This is a genomic window from Ulvibacter sp. 2305UL32-6, assembly GCF_058148545.1.
Genome location: NZ_JBYVKA010000003.1, coordinates 372,742 through 393,806 on the forward strand (window position 1 = coordinate 372,742; position 21,065 = coordinate 393,806).

The window sequence follows — 21,065 nt, forward strand, 5'->3', positions numbered from 1 at the left end:
AATTCATTCCTTAGAGCATAAATCGGTCCCGATGGAATGATGGACAGTACTATAAATATATTATTATGAAAACTTTTACTTCCATCGTTATTATAACCTTGATTTACGCGACAAGTCTATCTCAAAATCACTCATTGCAATTTGACGGAACAGATGACTACATAAATTTAGACCAAAATTTTGCATTTACGCCTACAGATCCCTTTACCGTTGAAGCTTGGATTAAGTTCGATCAGCCAGGATTAAAACAAATTATTTCTAAACTTGGTACCGAGTCCGGGAATTATCGAGGCTGGGGCTTTCAAATTACTACCGAAGGTTACCTAAGCGGATTTGTTACAACTCAATGGAGCTTAAACACCCGCTATGTTCGAGGGACAACTTTCTTTTTTGATGACACTTGGCATCACGTGGCTATGACTTTTGACGGGGAAGATACAATCCTTCTATATTTAGATGGTGTAGAAGAACCTATTGGTTATGTAAACCTTTCAGGAAACATAACAACTATCGAAACAACGGCCCAAACTCATATTGGCAACTACCATGACAATGGATTTCAAGGGGAGTACTTTGATGGAAATATTGAGGAATTACGTATTTGGAATGGTGTGCGAAGTCAACCCGAAATTCAAGCCAATTATCAAACAGAACTTTCAGGTACAGAAGCAAATTTAATTGGCTATTATAAATTTGACGATAACGCAAGTGACTGCGATGTTAGAGATTGCAGCCCAACCGAAGCCCACGGAACAAGGTTTGGAAACAATGGCGCAAATAACTTACCGCAATTTGATCCTGATGTGCCTGTGATCACTGATGTGGCGTGCGGAGCTATCGAAAACTGTAAACTGGGAACCGAAGATTATAAAGCAGTTACTATTCAATTGTTGCCAAACCCAGCAAACGACTTCGTTTTAGTTTCAGGATATGACGTTGCGGGAAGCTCAGTAAAAATCCACAACCTCTTAGGCGTTGAGATTTCAAAAATTAGTTTGACAACAAATACTATAGATCTTTCGGGACTTACTTCTGGAATGTATTTTATCACCCTTGAAATTGACGGAAAACAATTTGTCAAGCGTATTATTAAAGAGTAAAAAGCAGTGAATAAACTGTTTGTAGATACCAGGCTATTTTTACGAAGCTAAAACCCCTTCCGTTTCCAATACGCGTATAGGAACACAGCTTTCTTCGGAAATTTGATCGGGTGCAAATACAAAACGCTTCTCGTGAAGTTTGTCTTCGGAAAAATACGTAACCAAATATTCGTTTTGAAACCGAAGTACTTCATCCTGCATAAATTCGATTTTCTTTGCTGAATGCGCTTCCAGATTTCCCATATTATGTCGTAAAGTTGACGTTTTTTGTTCGTTGCTACTTCCGCGGGAAAGAACTAAAACGGTTTCAATGACTTCCGAAGCATTATTTACTATATAAACATTCCAATGCTGCGCCAGAAAATCCTCGTCCCATTCTCGAACTGCAACAATCTGAACATGCTCAGCGATGTGAAAGTCAATATCTTTTTTCATAAATAAAACAAATGAAAATTAATCGGCACTTTTAAACTGCTCCAAAAAGCGAAGATCGTTCTCGCTCAACATACGAATATCTGGAATTTGGTGTAACAGCAAGGCAATACGGTCAATTCCCATTCCAAAAGCAAAACCAGAGTATTCGGTAGAATCGATTCCGCAATTTTCTAAAACGTTTGGATCTACCATTCCGCAGCCCATAATTTCAAGCCAACCCGTTCCTTTGGTCATCTTATAATCGGTTTCCGTTTCCAATCCCCAATACACGTCGACTTCGGCGCTTGGCTCTGTAAATGGAAAATACGACGGACGAAGACGAATTTTTGATTTCCCGAACATTTCCGTAGTAAAATATTGCAAAGTTTGCTTCAAATCGGCAAAACTTACACCCTTATCTACATATAGACCTTCCACTTGGTGGAAAAAACAATGCGATCGTGCCGAAATTGCTTCATTGCGATATACTCGCCCTGGAGAAATAGTACGAATAGGTGGCTTGTTGTTTTCCATATAACGCACCTGCACAGATGAGGTATGCGTACGCAACAACACGTCGGGATTAGTTTGAATAAAGAAGGTGTCTTGCATATCACGAGCTGGGTGATATTCGGGGAGATTCAAAGCTGTAAAATTGTGCCAATCATCTTCAATTTCTGGACCTTCTGAAACATTAAATCCAATTCGTGAAAAAATATCGATGATCTTGTTTTTTACGATAGAAATGGGGTGTCTGGATCCCAAAACTATTGGAGCTCCCGGACGACTTAGATCTCCGTAAACGCCAGTTGTTTCTTGAGTGTCTTCTAAGGCGGTCTTTAATTCAGCAACCTTTGCTTCGGCAGCAGATTTAAGTGCGTTTATCGCTTGACCGTATGCCTTTTTCTGTTCGTTTGGCACACTTTTAAAAGCGGTAAAATACTCTTTCAACAATCCTTTCGAACCTAAATATTTAATTCGAAATGTTTCAACCTCATCGGCGTTTGTTGCCTTAAAAGCTTCTACAGATTCTTGGTGTTTTTTTATTTCATCTATCATTTCAATACACTTCAGCCCGCAAAAGTACGGCTAATTACTTCTTATTGTATTACTTCCTTTTCTAAAAAATACTGAACAATGGCGTCTTTCATTAAAACACTTTGTTCGCCTGCTTTTAATGGCGGTAATTGCTCCAAGATTTTATAATGTGGCCATCCTGCTTCATCAAAAAAATCAAATTCGTAATAGCCAAACGGCTCCAACAGACGACATATCGCAATATGCATCAAATTGATCTTTTCATCTTTTTTAAACTTGCGATGTAATTGCCCCAATTCCTGTATACCGACCAAATATATGATCGCATCCAGATCGAGACGATCCCCGTCTGCGAAACGGTCGCTCAACATGATCACTACGGCTTCCCATCGTTCTTTAAGCTGTTCATCTCTTGCCATGATGCAAATATACTTTTAATATTGAAAAGGATGCATACCCACCTTAGCTATTGCACTAGAAAAAGTTGTGTTATATTTACTTCAAATCTCATAATATGAACTCGGTCGATATTATTTTGGGCGTCATTTTGCTCATTGCTTTTTACTCAGGTTTTAAAAAAGGGCTTTTTGTAGCGCTCGCTTCACTCATCGGACTCATTTTGGGAGTTATTGGTGCTGTTTATTTTTCTGGTTATGCTGGTTCGTATTTAGCTTCAAAATTTGACTGGGGAGATCAAACAACATCGCTTGCGGCCTTTGCGCTAACTTTTCTGGTGATCATTTTTGTAGTTTCTTTACTAGGGAAATTTCTTACTAAGGTAGCCGATTTTGCTGCATTGGGGATTGTAAACAAACTTTTGGGAGGCGTTTTTGCGGCTCTTAAATACGCCTTTATTGTAAGTGTCCTCTTTATGTTTATGAGCGCCTACTCTGGGATTAGCGGATATGTTATTTCCGAAGAAAAGAAAGAAAATTCTATGCTTTATGCACCTGTTTCTGCTTTTGCCCCTTTAATTTTACCTCGTATCTTAGAAAAAGTAGACAGTCTGAAAGATGAAGTAATAAACCTAGAAAGTTATCCTGATCCTCAGGAATCAAATAAAACTTCCACCGATACTATTAATTAAAGTGCTTTTAATTCACTCTTAGGCATCCATCCGTCTTTGCCATCAGCTAGCAATATTCGTACCCACTTATTTTCTTCGGCTGTGATCTGGACTTTGGTTCCTTCATGCAAAACAAAAGCTTTTTCACCACCCATATTAGGGGCGCTTCGCACTTCAGTACTTTCGGCAAAAATAATGGCAGGACGATCTTTTTGAAGATCTGAATATGTTTGGAAAGCAAAAAACATGGTTCCTATAAAAATCAAAAGTGTAACAATAGATCCCACAAAAAAGAGTCTCTTTTTTCCTTCGGAAATAGAAAAATAATAGAGCAAAAAGAGTCCGACAAACAAGAAAGAACACACTACTACCGTCCATGCCCAGCCGTCAAAAGTAAAGACGTTTGCCACCGAATGATACCATTTAGAGAAAACAGTTTTTGGCAGAGGTTCAATGGCATCTACCCGCGCATTTTGCGCAAAAGCCAAGTTGTTCTTTGTATCGCGATCAGTTGGGTCGAGTTGCAATGCTTTTTCATAATAATAAACGCTAGGTCCTATATTATTCATTTTGTAATGTGCATTCCCCAGATTAAAATATAGGGTGGCATCGTGCTTTCCGTTATTAAGTATTTTTGTCCACGCCTCAATAGCCTGTTGATACTGTTGCGCGGCATATTTCTCCTTTCCTTGCTCAAACAATACATCGTTTTGAGCAAAACTCATCATCGCGTAGCAACCTACGAAAATGAAAACCAGTTTTTTTATAATGCTCATCATGAATACGTTATTTGTTTATCTATATCTGAAATGGTTTCAACTGCCTTATTGTAATCTTGCTGGATGGTCACCTGTGTAGCGGGTGTATAACGAGCGTACTCACATGCTTTTAAAAGTTCATTGAATTGACCCGTGACTGCATTTGAAACTTGATGTTGTTCTAGCAAGCTTGAAATATTCTCTTTAGACATCTCAACTGTTACAATATCTAGTTTTGCCTTTAAATAATTGTGCAATGCCCGTTCAAGTGCTTCATAAAAAATAGCTTTATCACTCATACTTTTCTTAGCCTCACCCAAGTATTTTTTAGCAAGCTTATTTGCTTTACGCAAACGATTTCCAGTGACATCTGCCAAGCGTTTTTTACGTCTAGAACCTGCCAAAATAAATAATGGGATCAATAAAAATGGTCCGCCAACTAGGCCCCAAAACAACTTCGATTTGAAAAAAGTTTCGGCCGCAATGGGTTTTAAATTTGCGTCTAGTTTGATGTATTTAAACTGATCATTATCTAAAGTGACCGGCTTTTTTGTACCGTCTGTATTTGTGGCTTCAGCGAGTTCTGCATTCACTGGTCCGTTTTCAACTTCAATGACAATCTCTTCGGAAGAAAGCGTTTTATACTGCTCGGTCTTGGGGTCAAAATAAGAGAACGTAATAGGCCGAATAGGATACTTCCCTTTAAACTGAGGCACCACAGTATAAACATCCTGAATATCACCTCGCATCCCAGATCGGTCTGTACGTACATTTTCTTTGTGCTCTGGCTCATATACCTCCAAAGAACTAGGTAATTTAATTGTTGGAATCTCTGTTAGTTTTAAGTTTCCGCTACCTGTAACCTTAACTGAAAGTTCGAGTGCTTCACTCGCATTTAATTTTTTCTTGTTGGTAGCTACGTCTAAACTAAAATCCCCTACAGCTCCCAGAAAATTGTCTGGCTTTCCTTCGAGAGGTAATGGCTTTACATCGATAGTTCGTTTTCCTGCCGAAATAGTTTTATTAACCCGTGACATGAGTCTACGCCCAAATAGATCTCTACTGCTCCCTGGCACGTCTATTGGCACGTCAAGCGTTAAGGGTTCAATATCTAATTTCCCTGTTTTTTGAGGGTAGAGTAAAGTGGTTCGTAAGATCACAAAGCGGTAATCTTCTCCTTGATACTTCCCTTCATAAATTTTAAAATTTCCTGAATTATCAATATTCTGACTCCAAAAATCGGCATACTTAGGTGTTTCCACCTCTCGCCAACTACTGGTTATACTTACATCGTGAGAGACATATAATTTATAGGTTACCGTGATCGCTTCGTTGATATACGGATTCGCCTTTGACACTTCAGCAACCAAATGCACATTCTCACTTGCGAGATAATCAACATTATTTCCATCTTTTGGAACCTCAACAGCTTTGGTTACAAATACTGAGACCGGTGAAGTTTTAAATGTTTCACCGTTGATCTCAATTGTTGCCTGCCCGATGCTGAATGTTCCTTGAGCGGTTGGAGATAAAAAATAGGAATACGACTTAGAATAGCTCCGCTTTCCGTTGATCCAAGAATTACTAATGGCCTGATTTGGTCCGCCTACCACACGGAAACCTTCAAAACTTGGTGGATTAAAATTATCGCCATCCTGATTCATCTCAAAATCAACACGCAGGCGTTCGTTCATCCCAACGCGCTTCTTGCTCACTTTGGCTTCAAACTTCACCTGTGCCTGCAAGACGTTGCAGGACATGATAAAAAATAGTATGTATATGAAATTTTTGAGTTTCATGACTACCAATCTTTGTTTGATTTTACTTTAGCGCCTTTTTGTTTTTTGGCATTGATCTTATCTTGTACTTTCTTTTCCTGATTGTTCATTGCTTCCAACAAATTTTTCACTTGTTGCGGAGAGAGCTGTCCAGGAACGGGTTGCTGCTGCTGTTTTTGCTCTTGTTCGCCTTCTTTTTGCTCATCAGGCTTACCTTGATCCTTTTCTTTGTCCCCTTCGCTTTTATCTTCCTTTTCGTCTCCTTTGTCTTCGTCCTCTTTTTTGTCGCCCTCGTCGTCATTATCATTCTCGCCAGAGTCGTCCTTCTTGTCTTTATTTTCTTTGTTGTCTTCGTTTTGCTTATTTTGCTCCTTATCATCTTCATCACCACCACCTTCTTTTTGCTCGTTCTCGAGCATTTTTTTCGCCAATGCTAAATTATAGCGCGTTTCATCATCGGTGGGGTTGTTACGTAACGCATTTTTATAAGCATCAACAGCATCCTGATACTTCTTATCATTCATATAGGTATTTCCTAAATTATGAAAAGCCATGTGCTTCGAGTTTTTTGAAGTACCCACTGCCGCCGATTGCTTATAACGCCGATTTGCCTCGCCGTTAAGGTTTCGGTCATAGTAAGCATTCCCTAAATTGTATTTCGCCGCTTCATTTTCTGGAGCAAGTGCAATTGCCTTTCGGTAGTCTGCCTCTGCTTCTACAAATGCTTCTTTCTGAAGAGACACCCCAGCATCACTTACCAAAGTTTGCGCCTCTTTCAATGCCTTCCTTTTTTCCTTCGGAATTTCTTGAGAAAACAGATTTGCTGTACTTAACAACAATAGCACGAACAGCATGCTCGAAAATTTCCGAAGCATTCCAAAAACAAAATTTGTTATGTGCATATTATTTTTCATTAAATAAATTCAACTTTTTAACCCATGCTGTCTTTCTTTCAAGCAGAAAGACATCTAATATCAGCAAAAATAATGCCCCAGCTAAAAACCATTGAAATTGATCTTTAAAATCGGTAAACTGCTTGGCATCAAATTCTTTCTTGTCCATGCCATTTAAAATGCTTTTGACCTGCTCAACCACGTCTTTTGTATTTGAACCGTCGATATATTGCCCGTTTGCCGCGGAAGCAATATCCTTCAATTTTTGAGCGTCAAGGCGTGTGATCACAATTTCATTATTCTCATCGCGTTTATTGCCTTGAAAAATTCCGTTGCGTTTAATTGGAATAGGACCTCCTTCGGGTTTTCCAACGCCAATAGTAAAAATTCTAATTCCTTGCTCTGCCGCTTCTTCAGCAATAGCAGCCGAATTACCTTCATGGTCTTCCCCATCTGAAACGATAAAAACAACCCTATTAGTCTGTTCTTCATCGTCAAAATAGCCTTCGGCCATCTGTATTGCTTCATTAATAGCCGTTCCCTGAGACGAAACCATATCGGTATTCATACTATTTAAAAACAATTTCGCCGAAGAGAAATCGGTTGTAATAGGCACCTGCGGAAAAGCGCTTCCTGCATAACCAATAATTCCAATACGATCTCCTGCCAAACTGTTGATGATCTGTGTCACCAATTGCTTCGATTTGTCTAAACGATTGGGTGCGATATCTTCAGCAAGCATACTTTTTGAAACATCCAGTGCAAAGACCACATCTACACCTTCACGTTTCACTGTTTCTAATTTCGTTCCAATTTTAGGGTTTACCAAAGCGAAACTCAAACAAGCGATTGCCAGGCAAATTACCAATACTTTTAAAACCGCCTTAAAACGGGATCGATCGGGACTCAATCGCTTTAAAAGATCACTCTCGGCAAACTTCTTCTGCGTATGACGTTTCCAAATGGCCACCAAAAAGAACAGCACCAAAATCGCCGGAATGGCGATCAGCAAATAAAAATATAAGGGTTGATCTAATTGATACATAATTATATAAAACTTCTAAATATGGTATATCGAAGGAGTAATTCAAACGCCAAAAGACCAAAGGCTAACAACGCCCATGGACGGAATTTTTCCTCGTAATTCGTATATTTAAATTCTTCAATATCTGTTTTTTCTAATTTATTGATCTCGTCGTAAATCTCACTCAGTTTCGTGGTGCTCGTTGCTCTAAAATATTGTCCGCTTGTTGTCTTTGCAATTTCCTTCAACAAGGTCTCATCGATCTCCACCGGCATATTTCCGTATTGAAACTGCCCATTTGGTTTAATTCCAATAGGCGACATTGCCGTTCCATTGGTTCCTAAACCAATGGTATATACTTTGATTCCAAATTCTACCGCCAGCTCACTCGCAATTTTAGGATCAATAAATCCGCTATTATTTACACCATCGGTAAGAAGAATAATCACTTTACTCTTCGCACGGCTATCTTTTAATCGGTTTACTGCAGTAGCAAGCCCCATTCCAATGGCTGTTCCTCCTTCAATTACTTGATTGTATTCAATCGATTTTAAAGACGACAATACAATACTTTTGTCACTCGTTAGTGGCGTTTTTGTATAACTTTCTCCAGCGTATTCCACCAAACCAATTCGGTCATTTGGTCGGCCATTGATAAAACGCGCAGCTACATTTTTTAAAGCTTCCAAACGATTTGGCTTTAGATCACGCGCCAGCATACTTGCTGAAACGTCGATCGCCATAACAATGTCAATTCCTTTAGTTGTTTTTATACGTGTTGACTCATCAACCGTTCTCGGTCTGGTCATGGCGATAATTATGGCCGTAATTGCCAATAATCGCAGTACAAATAGCAACGGTTTTAATCGTGCCAACCAATTCTTTTTCGTTTTAAAACCTTTGATACTAGAAATATGAAGCGCAGCTGTTTGTTGCTTTCTTTTCCATAAATACCATAGCACCAATAATGGTAGCACGAGGAGCAACCAAAAAAACTGCGGACTTACAAATTCAAAATTTTCAAACATTATTTTTCTCCTTCTGTTACTTCCAATTCTATAGATCCAACGATTCTATCAACGACTTCTTCAGCATAGCTGTCATCTTCATTACTGGCAATTACAACCTGTTGTAGGCCTGTTTTCTGTCCGAAAATGATCACTTGATAATTCTGCTTCTTATCTGAAACATAGTTTCCTTTTGCATCTTTTATTCTGAAATCTCCATACGCACGTACCCCTTTCATCCCTTTTTCGGTATTGAACTCATCTTTCTTTACCACCATATTGGTTACACCCATCTGTTCCATACCACTGAGCACCTGATCGAGCACTTGATCTAACTCCACTTCGACAGGTTCGTTAAATTCTATAGTAGTTACGGTTACATTAAAATTGCCAAGTAAACTTCCGTAGCTAAACGTTTCATGTGTTTTAAACTGCGCCTTTATCTCGTCTGGAACAGCTTGTTCGTTTCGAACCAAAACCTTAGGCGTCTCGATCACGACCGCAGGATTTCCGTACTCACTTTTGATCCAGCGACCTTCGGCCAATTCTTTTGTTGGGTGACCAATAAGATTGTCTTTTACATAATCAAAGCCGTAGGTTGCAATAAAAGCAACGAGTGTAATAGCAATTGCCAAAAATCCGCCAGCAACACCATAAACGATGCGCTTTGTTCGTCGTTTTCTTAGTTGTTCTTCCTGATAAAGTTGATTTTGCATCAACTCTTCTTCCGTAGGTTCTGGAATTACCTCATGCGTTTCATTGATAATTTCCTCAATGGTATTTCGATCGGCTTCAGCCTGACCCGACTCCTGATGCATTTTAGCAAATTTTACGAGGTCGGCACGCTTTAAAATTTGATCGAGATGACGAATTGTTTCATTGTCAAATTCAAAATGCCCTGCGTCTTTGTGCAGTTGGAGCCGTTCAATAAGCTCATCTGAAGTACTTTCTAAAGCCGAATCATCCACCTCACGATCGAGATATCGTTTTACAATTTCAGTAAGATGCGAATAGTATTCTTTTGATTTGTGCTCTCGTAATAAGTTTGAACTATCGAGTGCATGTAGCGCCGATATTGCTTCTTCGTAAGGTGGTAATTGCTCAGCTTCTGCCTCTTTTCTCTTTTTTCTTCGGAAGAAAAGCCACACGACCAAGCCTAAAATGGCTAGAATGGGCAATAACCAATATACTAATTTCATAAAATCAAACGGGGGTCGCGCTACTGGCAAAGCTTCCTTGATTTCAAACATTTTTTGTTTTGTAGTATCTACAACCACATCGCGCACTTCTACACGAACCGAATCGGTTTCAAACGGTTTTTGATTGATAAATACTTTTTGCTTCGGAATTACATAATAACCCGAATCAAATTGCGTCAATCCGTACTTTTTTAATAAACGATATTTTGCTTTTTCATACGTTGTATCGATCTTATACGAATCAATAACTTCCAAAGGTAAAAACGTCTGCCCTTCTGGAAATGTAACAATGTCTGTTGTGTCTGCTTCAACCTGTATGCTGTATAAAATTTCTTCTCCAATTTGAATGGATGTTGAATCAACAGCCGATTGAACTTGGGCGGTTGCAATTGAAGCGGTGAACAAAAATAAGGCGACAGCAAAGTGACTGCGCAACATAGTGCGTAATAAGGTATTCTTGATATGTTGTCTAAATTTCGTCATTTTATCCTCGGCGTTTAAAATAGCCCAACAATTTCTTTACATAACTTTCGTCGGTTCTACAGCTAATTGCTCCCGCGCCACTTTTAAGAAAAGCATCTTCATAATACGCAAGACGTTGTCTATAATATGCATGGTATTCATTTCGAACGCCTTTCGAACTTGTATTGACAAGCATTTGTTCGCCCGTTTCCTCATCACGCATCGTAACCATCCCTAAACTTGGAATGTTCTCTTCATGTTTATCATAAATACGAATACCCGTCACATCGTGTTTATTCGATACGATCTTTAGGGTGTCTTTATATCCGTCTGTGATAAAATCTGATAGCACAAAAACGATCGCTTTCTTCTTCATAACGCTCGCCATATATTTAAGCGCTTGCGCTAAATCTGTTTTTTTACTTTTTGGCTCAAATTCCAGTAATTCACGAATGATTCGGAGTACGTGCGATTTTCCTTTTTTCGGTGGAATAAAAAGTTCTATTTCATCTGAAAAAAGGATGAGTCCAATTTTATCATTGTTTTGCATTGCTGAAAAAGCAAGTGTTGCGGCTACTTCGGTAACGATCTCGCTTTTGAACTGCTCATCTGTTCCGAAGAACTCAGAGCCGCTAATATCGGCCATTAGCATCATGGTTAATTCGCGTTCTTCCTCGAAAACCTTTACATAGGGTTCGCTATAACGTGCTGTTACATTCCAGTCGATATTTCGTACATCATCACCAAATTGATACTGTCGCACCTCACTAAAAGTCATTCCACGACCTTTAAACGTACTGTGGTATTCGCCACCAAACACGTGATCGCTTAGGCGACGTGTTTTGATCTCGATCTTACGTACTTTTTTAAGAAGTTCTTTAGTATCCATCTTTTTAGTAAACAGTTGGCAGTTGCAGTTAACAGTAAAAAGTTCTTGTGCTTCGTGATCAGAAACTGATCAATGAAGACTGTAAATTGCGAACTAGATTAAGGTACTTCAATCTCGTTTACGATACGATTGATGATATCTTCGGAAGTAACATTTTCGGCTTCAGCCTCATAGGTGATTCCAATACGGTGACGCAATACATCGTGTACAATGGCACGAACGTCTTCAGGTACTACATAGCCACGACGTTTGATAAACGCATAACATTTGGCAGCCATTGCAAGGTTGATACTTCCACGAGGAGATGCCCCATTGCTAATAAGTGGTTTAAGGTCTGCTAAGCGATAATTTTCTGGATTACGCGTTGCAAAGATAATATCGAGAATATATTTTTCGATTTTTTCGTCCATGTATACTTCTCGTACAGCAGACTGCGCACGAAGAATCTGGTCTAAGGTAACCACAGGATTGATCTGCTCATAGGCACCTTTAAGATTCTGACGAATAATAAGTTGTTCTTCGGCCATCTTTGGATAGTCGATAACGGTCTTTAACATAAAACGGTCAACTTGTGCTTCCGGTAATGGGTAGGTTCCTTCTTGCTCAATTGGGTTTTGTGTTGCCATTACTAAAAACGGCTTGTCAAGTATAAAGGTTTCGTCACCAATGGTAACTTGCTTTTCCTGCATCGCTTCTAGTAGTGCCGATTGTACCTTGGCAGGCGCTCTGTTGATCTCATCTGCCAATACAAAATTGGCAAAAATGGGCCCCTTTTTTATACTGAAGTCGTTTAACTTCATGTTATAGATCAGTGTTCCAACCACATCGGCAGGAAGTAGATCTGGTGTAAACTGCACACGGCTAAAACTCCCGTGAACTGCTTTAGACAGTGTGTTGATCGCTAGGGTTTTTGCTAAACCCGGAACTCCTTCCAACAAGATATGCCCTTGTCCAAGAAGACCAATTAACAAGCGTTCAATCATATGCTTTTGGCCAATGATCACTTTGTTCATCTCCATGGTGAGAATATCTACAAAAGCACTTTCCTTTTCTATTTTTTCATTCAATGCGCCTATATCCAAGGCGGTAGTAGTCTGTTCCATAAGGTGATTCTTTTCAATAAATTGCTGTACGTTCTAAAGACGACGCAAATTGTAGATTTATTGCATCAAAACGTGTTAATGATTGGTTAAAAATAAGGACTTACCTACTCTGGCTTTAACATTATTGCATATATTTTTATAAGCAGAACATATTCCATACATTTCATCTTATAAAAAATTCATCTTTTATGAAATCAAAAATTGCCCTTATTACAGGAGCCACTAGCGGCATCGGCATGGCAACAGCCCGTCTCTTTGCTTCAAACGGTTTGCATTTAATTCTCTGCGGAAGAAGACAGGAACGCTTAGATGCTTTAGCTGAAGAACTTTCAGAAAAAACCTCTGTTCACACGCTTACCTTCGATGTACGCGATAAAGAACTTGTTTCAGAATTACTTCGGAAGCTACCCGAGCCATTTTCAAATGTTGACATTTTGATCAATAATGCAGGAAACGCACACGGCTTAGATCCGATACAATCTGGTAACACCGATGATTGGGACGCCATGATCGATATCAATGTAAAAGGATTACTCTACGTTACTAAAGCGTTACTTCCGAAGTTTATAAAAAAACAATCGGGTCATATTATCAATATTGGATCAACCGCTGGAAAGGAAGTATATCCTAACGGAAATGTCTATTGTGCAAGTAAATATGCTGTAGATGCAATAAATCAAGGCATGCGAATTGACCTCAACGGAAACGGTATTAAGGTAGGTGCAATTAACCCAGGTTTGGTAGAAACTGAATTTAGTGAAGTGCGTTTTAAAGGAGATGAATCTCGTGCTGAAAAAGTATATCAAGGTTTTACGCCCTTACAACCCGAAGACATTGCAGATATCATTTGGTTTACCGTTACCCGACCACCACATGTAAATATTGCCGATTTGACCGTGATGTGTTTGGATCAGGCGAGTAGTACGATTGTGAATAAAAATGTATGATGGATAGAATTTTGGTGAGATGTGACCAAATTCGACTAATAAAAATAAATACTACTCCTAATCGTTGCTGTAGAATAAATTAAGAAAGCCCCACATTCGTAGAGAATAGATATGATCAACAAACGTCTTCTTATTAAAAACCTCCTGGCTTACAATGATGAGAGTAGTTTCTATGATAAAAAACGAAAGATCGATCTGGGCAGTAAAGAAGGCAAGGCGAAATTTTTGAAACACGTTTGTGCGCTCAGCAATAGCAACCCAGCAAACAACAGCTTTATTGTAATTGGCGTTGAAGACGAAACCAACGAAATACGAGGCGTCGATTTTTTTGATGACAGTAAATTACAAAACCTGATTAACGCCTATCTAACCAATGCACCACTGATCACTTACGAAAATGTGGCTTTCCCGAATCTTCCAGCAAACAAGGTAGTGGGCCTTGTCACCATTAGACCTAATGGCTTGATTACATCGCTCCGGAAAAACATTTGGAAATATTGGGGCGGTTCTATATTTCTTCGCGACGGCAGTATTTCCATGCCCAAAGATTTTGATATTGAGATCAAAGATGTGAATTCTGAGATCGTTCAAGCTATTGAAAACAAAGCGAAGAACAACATTGAACTGACCTTAGACGGGGTAATGGATTTTATCAATCATCGGCATCGCGATCTCGACGCGAACTATAAAGTCTTTAAAGAACTTTTTGTGGTATGTTGGGCCGGAATTACAAAACAGGTAAAAGGCGAAACCTATTATTCTCGTGTCGACATCGAACTTATTAACGAGCAAGTACGATTGTTCTATTCGGCATTAGATGAAGTAAGCATAGATTATACAAACGATCACTTTACTATTACGGAGTATGTATTGCTTGGCTTAAACAATCAATATAAATACTATCCGCTGGAAGAAGTGACCATTACCTTTAAGGAAAATGGTTTTTATAATTTAGACTCGAAATTACTTTTTGAACCCCCACGTTATAACAAAAAGACCCTGCACCATATTTATAATGCTAACAATGCCTTGGTTGAAAAGCTAAAAAAGCAAATTCCGTTGCATCCGTCCGAAGAAAAGGATCTTAAAAACCTTCCCGCCACTTATTTGATCTGCTTTCTAAATGATTTTACAGAAGCCCGATCAAAACTGTTGGAGGCCAAATCGCTATTAAAAAAATTCCCCGACGTATATGAGTCATTTAAGGAGTCTTTGCGTATTCTTCGGAAAGTGAGATATAACTAGTTTAGCTATATCTGCATTGCGTTTTGTGCATCATATAGGAAAAACCCCCTGCTGCTCTAAGAAATCCCTCAAAAAAATCTATCCTTTTTACAGCTTGCTTTTCAGTTGTTTAACTCACTATTGTCTTTTAGAAGCATCGCATATTTGTACCATAGAAAGTCTGAATAAACAAAAAGACAAAACAAATACTAAAGACAAAATTATGAAAACAGTAAAAAGAATTTTTATGTACACTTGTATGGTTGCGGCCATGGCACTAGTCGCTTGTGATGCAGAAGACGGTGTTGATGGAGCAGACGGAATGGACGGAATCCAAGGTGAAATGGGCTTGCCTGGCGCAGATGGACAAGATGGTGCTGATGGACAAGACGGCCAGGATGGACAAGACGGACAAGATGGTCAGGATGGAAATGCTAATGTAATTTCTAGTGGCTGGATTGAATTTGATTCAACGGTTTGGAGTGATGTAAGTTCTGAATTTGGTGTTGACTATAGAAACTATCCAATTGTGGAACCACAGATTACACAAGAAGTGGTTGATGATGGTGTTGTATTGGTGTACTCGCGTTTTGTCATCACTGGAACACAAACCTATATGCTACCGTTTACAGAGAACATTACGGGTGCAGATCCTGACGGACAAACAATTACATTCCGTATCGAGGTTTCAGATCTTACTATTAAGATGCGCAACTTTAGTGGGTCGGGTGACCCTGGAACTTTTGGAGGCCCTGGTATTGCAGAATATCGTTATATCATTATTCCTTCACTAGGAGCAACAAATCCAGGTAATAATCAATTCCACGTTGATATCGTAAAACAACAGTTAGCGAACCAAGGAGTTGATATTAATAGCTATGAGGAAGTAGCTGCATTTTACAATCTCAAATAGTTTTAGCCAACTGCTAAACAAAGTGCTCGGTTTTTCTTCGGAAGAATCGAGCGCTTTTATTTCATAGATTTACTATATTTAAGATTCCTAATTTAAAATTAAACCTCATGGGCATTTTCGACACTATAAAAGAAAAACTAAGTAACGAATTTATTGACATCATTGAATGGTTAGACTATACAGACGACACCATTTGCCACCGTTTTGAGCGTTACCAAAACGAAATTAAGAACGAGGCTAAACTCATTGTTCGTGAAGGTCAGACTGCTGTTTTTATTAATGAAGGTCAGTTAGCCGATGTTTTTAAACCAGGAACATATACGTTAAACACACAAAACTTACCCATCCTTACAACTTTAAAAGGCTGGAAATACGGTTTTGACAGTCCGTTTAAAGCTGAAGTATACTTCGTCAACACTCACCTCTTTACAGATGAAAAATGGGGTACTAAAAACCCAATAACGCTCAATGACGAACGTTTTGGTTTGGTTGAGATACGGGCCTTCGGAACCTATGCATTTAAAATTAACGATGCTGGGAAATTTATAGTCGACATTGTAGGAACCGATAATAATTTTACCAATTTCGAAATAAACGAACACCTCAAAAGCTTAATTGCCACGCGTTTTACGGATACCGTAGGTGAAGCCAATCTTCCTATTGAATTATATGCTGCAAATACTTCGGAACTTTCAGAAACCTGCAAAGAGGTCATGCAACCCGAATTTAATAGCGTTGGTATTTCCTTAGAAAAATTCTATATCGAAAATGTCTCAATGCCCGAAGATCTTAAAAAAGAGATCTTTGAATACAGCCGAATCGACAAACTCGATCTAGACAAATTAACCAAATTCAAAACTGCCAAAGCAATCGAAGCTGCTGCTGCAAACGAAGGCGGTACTGCTGGAGCCGGAATGGGCATGGGAATGGGTTTTGTGCTCGCACAACAAATGGGCGGACTTATGAGCCCGCAAATGGGAGGGCAACAGGCCATGCAACAACCACAGAGCCATATGCCTCCACCAATGCCAATGGCCGTGCATTATTTCTACGCTGCAAACGGGCAACAAGCTGGGCCCGTCACGATTGAACAGTTACGAGCACTTTTTGCAAATCGCACCGTTAATAAAGATTCGTTGGTTTGGAAACAAGGCATGAGCGGCTGGACGGCCTTACACGAAGTAGACGAACTTAAGTCCTTTTTAGGTGGAAATACACCGCCTCCGCTTCCGGGCAACTAATGCGACCCATTAGTTGCATCTTCTCTTATAAAGAGAAGATGGTTCGCTTAAAGCGAACCGGAAGGCAGTAACTCAATCCTGTTTGTAATACCTGTGTTTTGACCACTTTACCAGAGCAAAAATCCGAACTTAAAAAATCCTGTGTCAATTGTGGCGCAGCACTATTGTATGCGCCTGGGACAACAGAATTAAAGTGTGAGTATTGTGGTCACACACAAGAAATATCTCCCACCGAGATTGGCCTACAAGAGCTCGAACTCAACCAATATCTGGAAGATATGGGTTCGCAATCGCACAGCGAGGTGATCACCATGTTGCATTGTAAGAATTGTGGTGCTAATCAACATGTGGAAGAACACTATAAATCGCTGCATTGCGTCTATTGTACAATGCCCCTTATTATCGAGGATGCAAATAAAGAGGCTTGGATCTTACCGGGAGCCGTGCTTCCGTTTCAGATCGATCAAAAAAAAGCACATCTTATTTTTAAAAAGTGGGTCAACGGACTCTGGTTTGCGCCCAACAAACTTAAAAAAGCTGCCATAGATCCAGAAAACACCAAAGGACTCTATTCGCCATATTGGACGTTTGATGCAAACCTCTACGCCAAATATACCGGACAACGGGGCGAGTATTATTATGTTAGCGTTCCTTATACAACTACGGTAAACGGTAAGACTGTTCACCGAACGCGCCGCGAACGTCGTACTCGTTGGTATCCGGCAAGCGGGTCTGTAAATGGGTTTGTAGACGACACTTTAATTAGAGCATCAAAACAAAGGTCGGGATATATTCCGAAGCAAATTGCTCGCTGGGACCTAAAAGCGCTACAACCTTTTGACAGCAGTTTTTTGGCTGGATTTGTCACCGAAAAATATACCATTCCTTTAAAAGAAGGACATATAGAATCAAATAAAGAGGCAAAACGAATTGCAGAACGTTGGGCCTGCCGCGATATTGGCGGTGACACACAACGAATTTCTTCTATTGACATGAAACTCACAGATGAAACCTTTAAACATATTCTATTGCCCGTTTATGTGAGCGCTTATAATTTTAAAGGGAAGCGCTATAATTTCTTTGTAAACGGACAAACAGGAGTGCTCCACGGCAGTCGCCCCTACTCATTTTGGAAGATCTTTTTCCTGGTCTTAGCCATTTTGATCGTACTCGGCACTATTATCTATTTTGCACAATGAGAACCTTAGTAGTTGGAGATATTCACGGGGGTTTAAAAGCGTTGAAACAGGTTCTTGAGCGTGCCGCCATCACCCCAACAGATCAACTTATTTTTGTGGGCGATTATGTAGATGGCTGGAGTGAATCTGCTGAAACGATCTTGTTTTTGATCTCTTTAGCAAAAACACATCAAACTATTTTTTTACGCGGAAATCACGAAGAATTGGTCTTCAATTATCTCTCTGGAAAAGAATCGAGCCCTATGTGGCTAGAGCATGGCGGCAAATCAAGTATCACTAGTTTTTCGCGTTGTTCTTCGGAAGAAATTTCGCAATGCATCCAGTTTCTGAAAGCTTTGAAAAATTATTACATCGATAGTGAAAACCGTTGCTTTATTCACGCTGGCTTTACCAATCTGAAAGGTCCGGCGCACGAATATTTTCCAAATACGGTGTATTGGGATAGAACCCTTTGGGAAGTAGCCTGCAGCTTAGATAGGAACATTTCCGAAGAAGATCCAACTTATCCAAAGCGACTTACATTATTCAAGGAAATTTATATTGGCCACACCCCTGTTTTCAGAATAGGAAAAGACACACCAACCAACTTTGCCAATGTATGGAATGTCGATACAGGCGCCGCTTTTAAAGGAAGGCTATCGGTTTTGGATATTGACACCAAAGAATTCTGGCAGAGTGATGAAGTGTGGACGCTTTATTCAGAGGAACAAGGAAGGAATTGAATTCAATGTAACGCAACAGCCAAAAGCGCCCTAGTATTTGACTTCGGGTACCCATAGATGAAGCATTCGATTAAAACTAAACGCTGTTTGAGTCCCGCTAAAAGCGTGATGAGTTGCGTGTGTTTCACAACATTCCAAAACTAAAAAACCCGTTTCACATATCTGTTAGACGGGCTATTCAATTTAAGACAAAAGTCTTAGAGATTTATGTTATAGATCAAACTTGATTCCTTGAGCGAGCGGAAGTTCAGTAGTATAATTAATGGTATTAGTCTGTCTTCTCATATATACCTTCCAAGCATCACTACCGCTTTCACGACCGCCACCAGTTTCTTTTTCACCACCAAAGGCTCCACCAATTTCAGCACCACTGGTTCCAATGTTTACATTTGCAATACCACAATCACTTCCAGCTACCGAAAGAAAATGTTCCGCCTCACGTAGATTGTTAGTCATAATTGCAGACGACAAGCCTTGGTTTACACCATTTTGAAGCTCTAATGCATTTTCAACGTTTCCGCTGTATTTTAGTAAGTATAATACCGGAGCAAATGTTTCATGCTGAACGATCTCAAAGCTATTCTTCGCTTCTGCGATCGCTGGTTTTACGTAGCAACCACTTTCGTAGCCTTCGCCAGAAAGAACGCCACCTTCAACAACAAGGTTTCCTCCTTCTGCCACAACGCGCTCTAAAGCCTTATTGTAATTAGCCACAGCATCTTTATCGATAAGCGGGCCCACATGATTATTTTCATCCAATGGATTTCCAATACGTAGTTGTCCGTATGCAGCAACCACAGCATCTTTTACTTTGTCGTACATAGATTCGTGAATGATCAAACGACGTGTTGAAGTACAACGCTGACCCGCCGTCCCAACAGCACCAAAAACGGCACCGATCACGGTCATTTTAATATCTGCATCTGGCGTCACAATGATCGCATTGTTTCCTCCTAATTCTAGTAATGATTTACCAAGACGTTCTCCAACAGTACGTCCTACGATCTTACCCATTCTAGTTGATCCCGTTGCAGAGATCAAGGGTACACGCTTATCGGTTGTCATAAACTCTCCAACTTTGTAATCCCCATTCACTAAACAAGAGATTCCTTCTGGAAGGTCGTTATTTTTAAAAACACGTGCAGCGATCTTTTGACAAGCAACACCACAAAGCGGAGCTTTTTCACTTGGTTTCCAAACACAAACATCGCCACAGATCCAAGCCAAGGCTGTATTCCATGCCCAAACGGCCACAGGGAAGTTAAATGCTGAAATGATCCCTACCACTCCTAATGGATGGTACTGCTCATACATACGGTGTCCTGGACGTTCCGAATGCATAGTTAAACCGTGCAACTGACGAGAAAGTCCGACAGCAAAATCACAGATATCGATCATTTCTTGTACTTCACCTAAACCTTCTTGGTAACTTTTCCCCATTTCGTAAGAAACAAGTTTTCCTAAAGGTTCCTTTAAGCGACGCAATTCCTCACCAAATTGACGAACCACTTCACCACGCAAAGGAGCGGGTGTAGTACGCCACGTCTTAAATGACGTAGTTGCGGCAGTCATTACTTTTTCATAATCGGCTTTTGAGGTTGTAGTTACTTTACCTATTAGTTTTCCATCAACGGGTGAGTAGGAAGCAATTTCTTCTCCTTCCGAAAACCAATCGCTCCCGGTAGAAGTTCCTTTATTGACGGCTTCTAAACCTAATTGTTTTAATGCTTCTTCGATACCGAAGGATGTTGCTACTACTGACATATCTCTATTGTTTATTAGCTATTTAACTCTTTTTTCTTGTGTTGCATTTCTCTCGTTTCAATCATCGGATGCAGAGAAAATTAACGTGGTGCAAAGGTATGGAAACCATTGTAGATTTTGAAATGAAACCCGCATAGAGTTTGAAGGTCTTAAAAAAGCACAAACAAGCTATATGACAGACGTCGTTTTATATCTTTTTTTGAAGACTGATAAAAAGGCGACACCCATAAAAACAGAAATCGCAAGCCATAATAGTGTACTATTAACGTACTTCGATCATTAAAATTTCCGAAGAGAAAAGGCTAAACTTCCGTAAAACGGTCG

20 protein-coding genes are annotated in these 21,065 nt (G+C 39.7%); 8 read left to right on the forward strand and 12 right to left on the reverse strand.

Annotation, left to right across the window (positions count from 1 at the left end; all coding sequences use genetic code 11):
• Positions 1–65 precede the first annotated feature (65 nt).
• The gene (locus tag ACY2RU_RS11430) at positions 66–1,100 is read left to right on the forward strand and encodes a LamG-like jellyroll fold domain-containing protein (protein ID WP_490138594.1); all 1,035 of its coding nucleotides are present in this window, start codon (positions 66–68) and stop codon (positions 1,098–1,100) included.
• A gap of 39 nt (positions 1,101–1,139) precedes the next feature.
• Here ACY2RU_RS11430 and ACY2RU_RS11435 read toward each other — a convergent pair whose 3' ends face one another.
• From ACY2RU_RS11435 to ACY2RU_RS11445, 3 genes are read right to left on the reverse strand one after another with little or no spacing between them, the layout of a single operon-like run.
• Complete coding sequence (locus tag ACY2RU_RS11435) at positions 1,140–1,535, reverse strand: hypothetical protein (RefSeq protein ID WP_490138595.1); 396 nt, start codon at positions 1,533–1,535, stop codon at positions 1,140–1,142.
• 18 nt (positions 1,536–1,553) lie between these two features.
• On the reverse strand, positions 1,554–2,573 hold the full coding sequence (gene pheS / locus ACY2RU_RS11440) for a phenylalanine--tRNA ligase subunit alpha (RefSeq protein WP_490138596.1): 1,020 nt from the start codon (positions 2,571–2,573) through the stop codon (positions 1,554–1,556).
• Between the two features lie 41 nt (positions 2,574–2,614).
• Complete coding sequence (locus ACY2RU_RS11445; protein ID WP_490138597.1) at positions 2,615–2,971, reverse strand: hypothetical protein; 357 nt, start codon at positions 2,969–2,971, stop codon at positions 2,615–2,617.
• A gap of 95 nt (positions 2,972–3,066) precedes the next feature.
• Between ACY2RU_RS11445 and ACY2RU_RS11450 the strand changes: the two genes are divergently transcribed.
• Positions 3,067–3,639: a CvpA family protein gene (locus ACY2RU_RS11450; protein ID WP_490138598.1), complete on the forward strand. Its 573-nt coding sequence runs from the start codon at positions 3,067–3,069 to the stop codon at positions 3,637–3,639.
• On the opposite strand, the gene ACY2RU_RS11455 is transcribed toward ACY2RU_RS11450, so the two are convergent.
• From ACY2RU_RS11455 to ACY2RU_RS11490, 8 genes are all read right to left on the reverse strand, one after another.
• Positions 3,636–4,397: a tetratricopeptide repeat protein gene (locus ACY2RU_RS11455; protein WP_490138599.1), complete on the reverse strand. Its 762-nt coding sequence runs from the start codon at positions 4,395–4,397 to the stop codon at positions 3,636–3,638. The genes ACY2RU_RS11450 and ACY2RU_RS11455 overlap by 4 nt on opposite strands.
• The gene (locus tag ACY2RU_RS11460) at positions 4,394–6,136 is read right to left on the reverse strand and encodes a BatD family protein (protein ID WP_490138600.1); all 1,743 of its coding nucleotides are present in this window, start codon (positions 6,134–6,136) and stop codon (positions 4,394–4,396) included. Before ACY2RU_RS11460 ends, ACY2RU_RS11455 begins: the two co-directional genes overlap by 4 nt.
• A 41-nt stretch (positions 6,137–6,177) precedes the next feature.
• A complete protein-coding gene (locus tag ACY2RU_RS11465; protein WP_490138601.1) occupies positions 6,178–7,068 on the reverse strand; it encodes a tetratricopeptide repeat protein in 891 nt (296 codons plus the stop codon).
• Positions 7,058–8,092 carry a vWA domain-containing protein gene (locus tag ACY2RU_RS11470; protein ID WP_490138602.1) on the reverse strand — a complete coding sequence of 345 codons (1,035 nt, stop codon included), beginning with the start codon at positions 8,090–8,092 and terminating at the stop codon, positions 7,058–7,060. The genes ACY2RU_RS11465 and ACY2RU_RS11470 overlap by 11 nt, the downstream gene beginning before the upstream one ends.
• Before the next feature lie 2 nt (positions 8,093–8,094).
• Positions 8,095–9,099 (reverse strand): vWA domain-containing protein, encoded by a 1,005-nt coding sequence (locus ACY2RU_RS11475; RefSeq protein ID WP_490138603.1) that lies wholly within the window; start codon positions 9,097–9,099, stop codon positions 8,095–8,097.
• The gene (locus ACY2RU_RS11480; protein ID WP_490138604.1) at positions 9,099–10,760 is read right to left on the reverse strand and encodes a DUF4381 family protein; all 1,662 of its coding nucleotides are present in this window, start codon (positions 10,758–10,760) and stop codon (positions 9,099–9,101) included. The genes ACY2RU_RS11475 and ACY2RU_RS11480 overlap by 1 nt, the downstream gene beginning before the upstream one ends.
• 1 nt (position 10,761) lies before the next feature.
• Positions 10,762–11,628: a DUF58 domain-containing protein gene (locus ACY2RU_RS11485; RefSeq protein WP_490138605.1), complete on the reverse strand. Its 867-nt coding sequence runs from the start codon at positions 11,626–11,628 to the stop codon at positions 10,762–10,764.
• A gap of 98 nt (positions 11,629–11,726) precedes the next feature.
• The gene (locus tag ACY2RU_RS11490; RefSeq protein ID WP_490138606.1) at positions 11,727–12,731 is read right to left on the reverse strand and encodes an AAA family ATPase; all 1,005 of its coding nucleotides are present in this window, start codon (positions 12,729–12,731) and stop codon (positions 11,727–11,729) included.
• 188 nt (positions 12,732–12,919) lie between these two features.
• On the opposite strand from ACY2RU_RS11490, the gene ACY2RU_RS11495 reads away from it, so the two are divergent.
• From ACY2RU_RS11495 to ACY2RU_RS11520, 6 genes are all read left to right on the forward strand, one after another.
• Positions 12,920–13,678 (forward strand): SDR family NAD(P)-dependent oxidoreductase, encoded by a 759-nt coding sequence (locus ACY2RU_RS11495; RefSeq protein WP_490138607.1) that lies wholly within the window; start codon positions 12,920–12,922, stop codon positions 13,676–13,678.
• 111 nt (positions 13,679–13,789) lie between these two features.
• A complete protein-coding gene (locus tag ACY2RU_RS11500; RefSeq protein ID WP_490138608.1) occupies positions 13,790–14,923 on the forward strand; it encodes an ATP-binding protein in 1,134 nt (377 codons plus the stop codon).
• Between the two features lie 202 nt (positions 14,924–15,125).
• The gene (locus ACY2RU_RS11505; RefSeq protein ID WP_490138609.1) at positions 15,126–15,815 is read left to right on the forward strand and encodes a hypothetical protein; all 690 of its coding nucleotides are present in this window, start codon (positions 15,126–15,128) and stop codon (positions 15,813–15,815) included.
• A gap of 107 nt (positions 15,816–15,922) precedes the next feature.
• A complete protein-coding gene (locus ACY2RU_RS11510; RefSeq protein ID WP_490138610.1) occupies positions 15,923–17,056 on the forward strand; it encodes an SPFH domain-containing protein in 1,134 nt (377 codons plus the stop codon).
• Positions 17,057–17,154: 98 nt separating this feature from the next.
• A complete protein-coding gene (locus ACY2RU_RS11515) occupies positions 17,155–18,255 on the forward strand; it encodes a TFIIB-type zinc ribbon-containing protein (RefSeq protein ID WP_490138611.1) in 1,101 nt (366 codons plus the stop codon).
• A complete protein-coding gene (locus tag ACY2RU_RS11520; RefSeq protein WP_490138612.1) occupies positions 18,252–18,977 on the forward strand; it encodes a metallophosphoesterase family protein in 726 nt (241 codons plus the stop codon). Before ACY2RU_RS11515 ends, ACY2RU_RS11520 begins: the two co-directional genes overlap by 4 nt.
• Before the next feature lie 210 nt (positions 18,978–19,187).
• Here the strand turns inward: ACY2RU_RS11520 and amaB are convergent, their stop codons facing one another.
• Complete coding sequence (amaB, locus tag ACY2RU_RS11525) at positions 19,188–20,741, reverse strand: L-piperidine-6-carboxylate dehydrogenase (RefSeq protein WP_490138613.1); 1,554 nt, start codon at positions 20,739–20,741, stop codon at positions 19,188–19,190.
• Between the last annotated feature and the right edge of the window lie 324 nt (positions 20,742–21,065).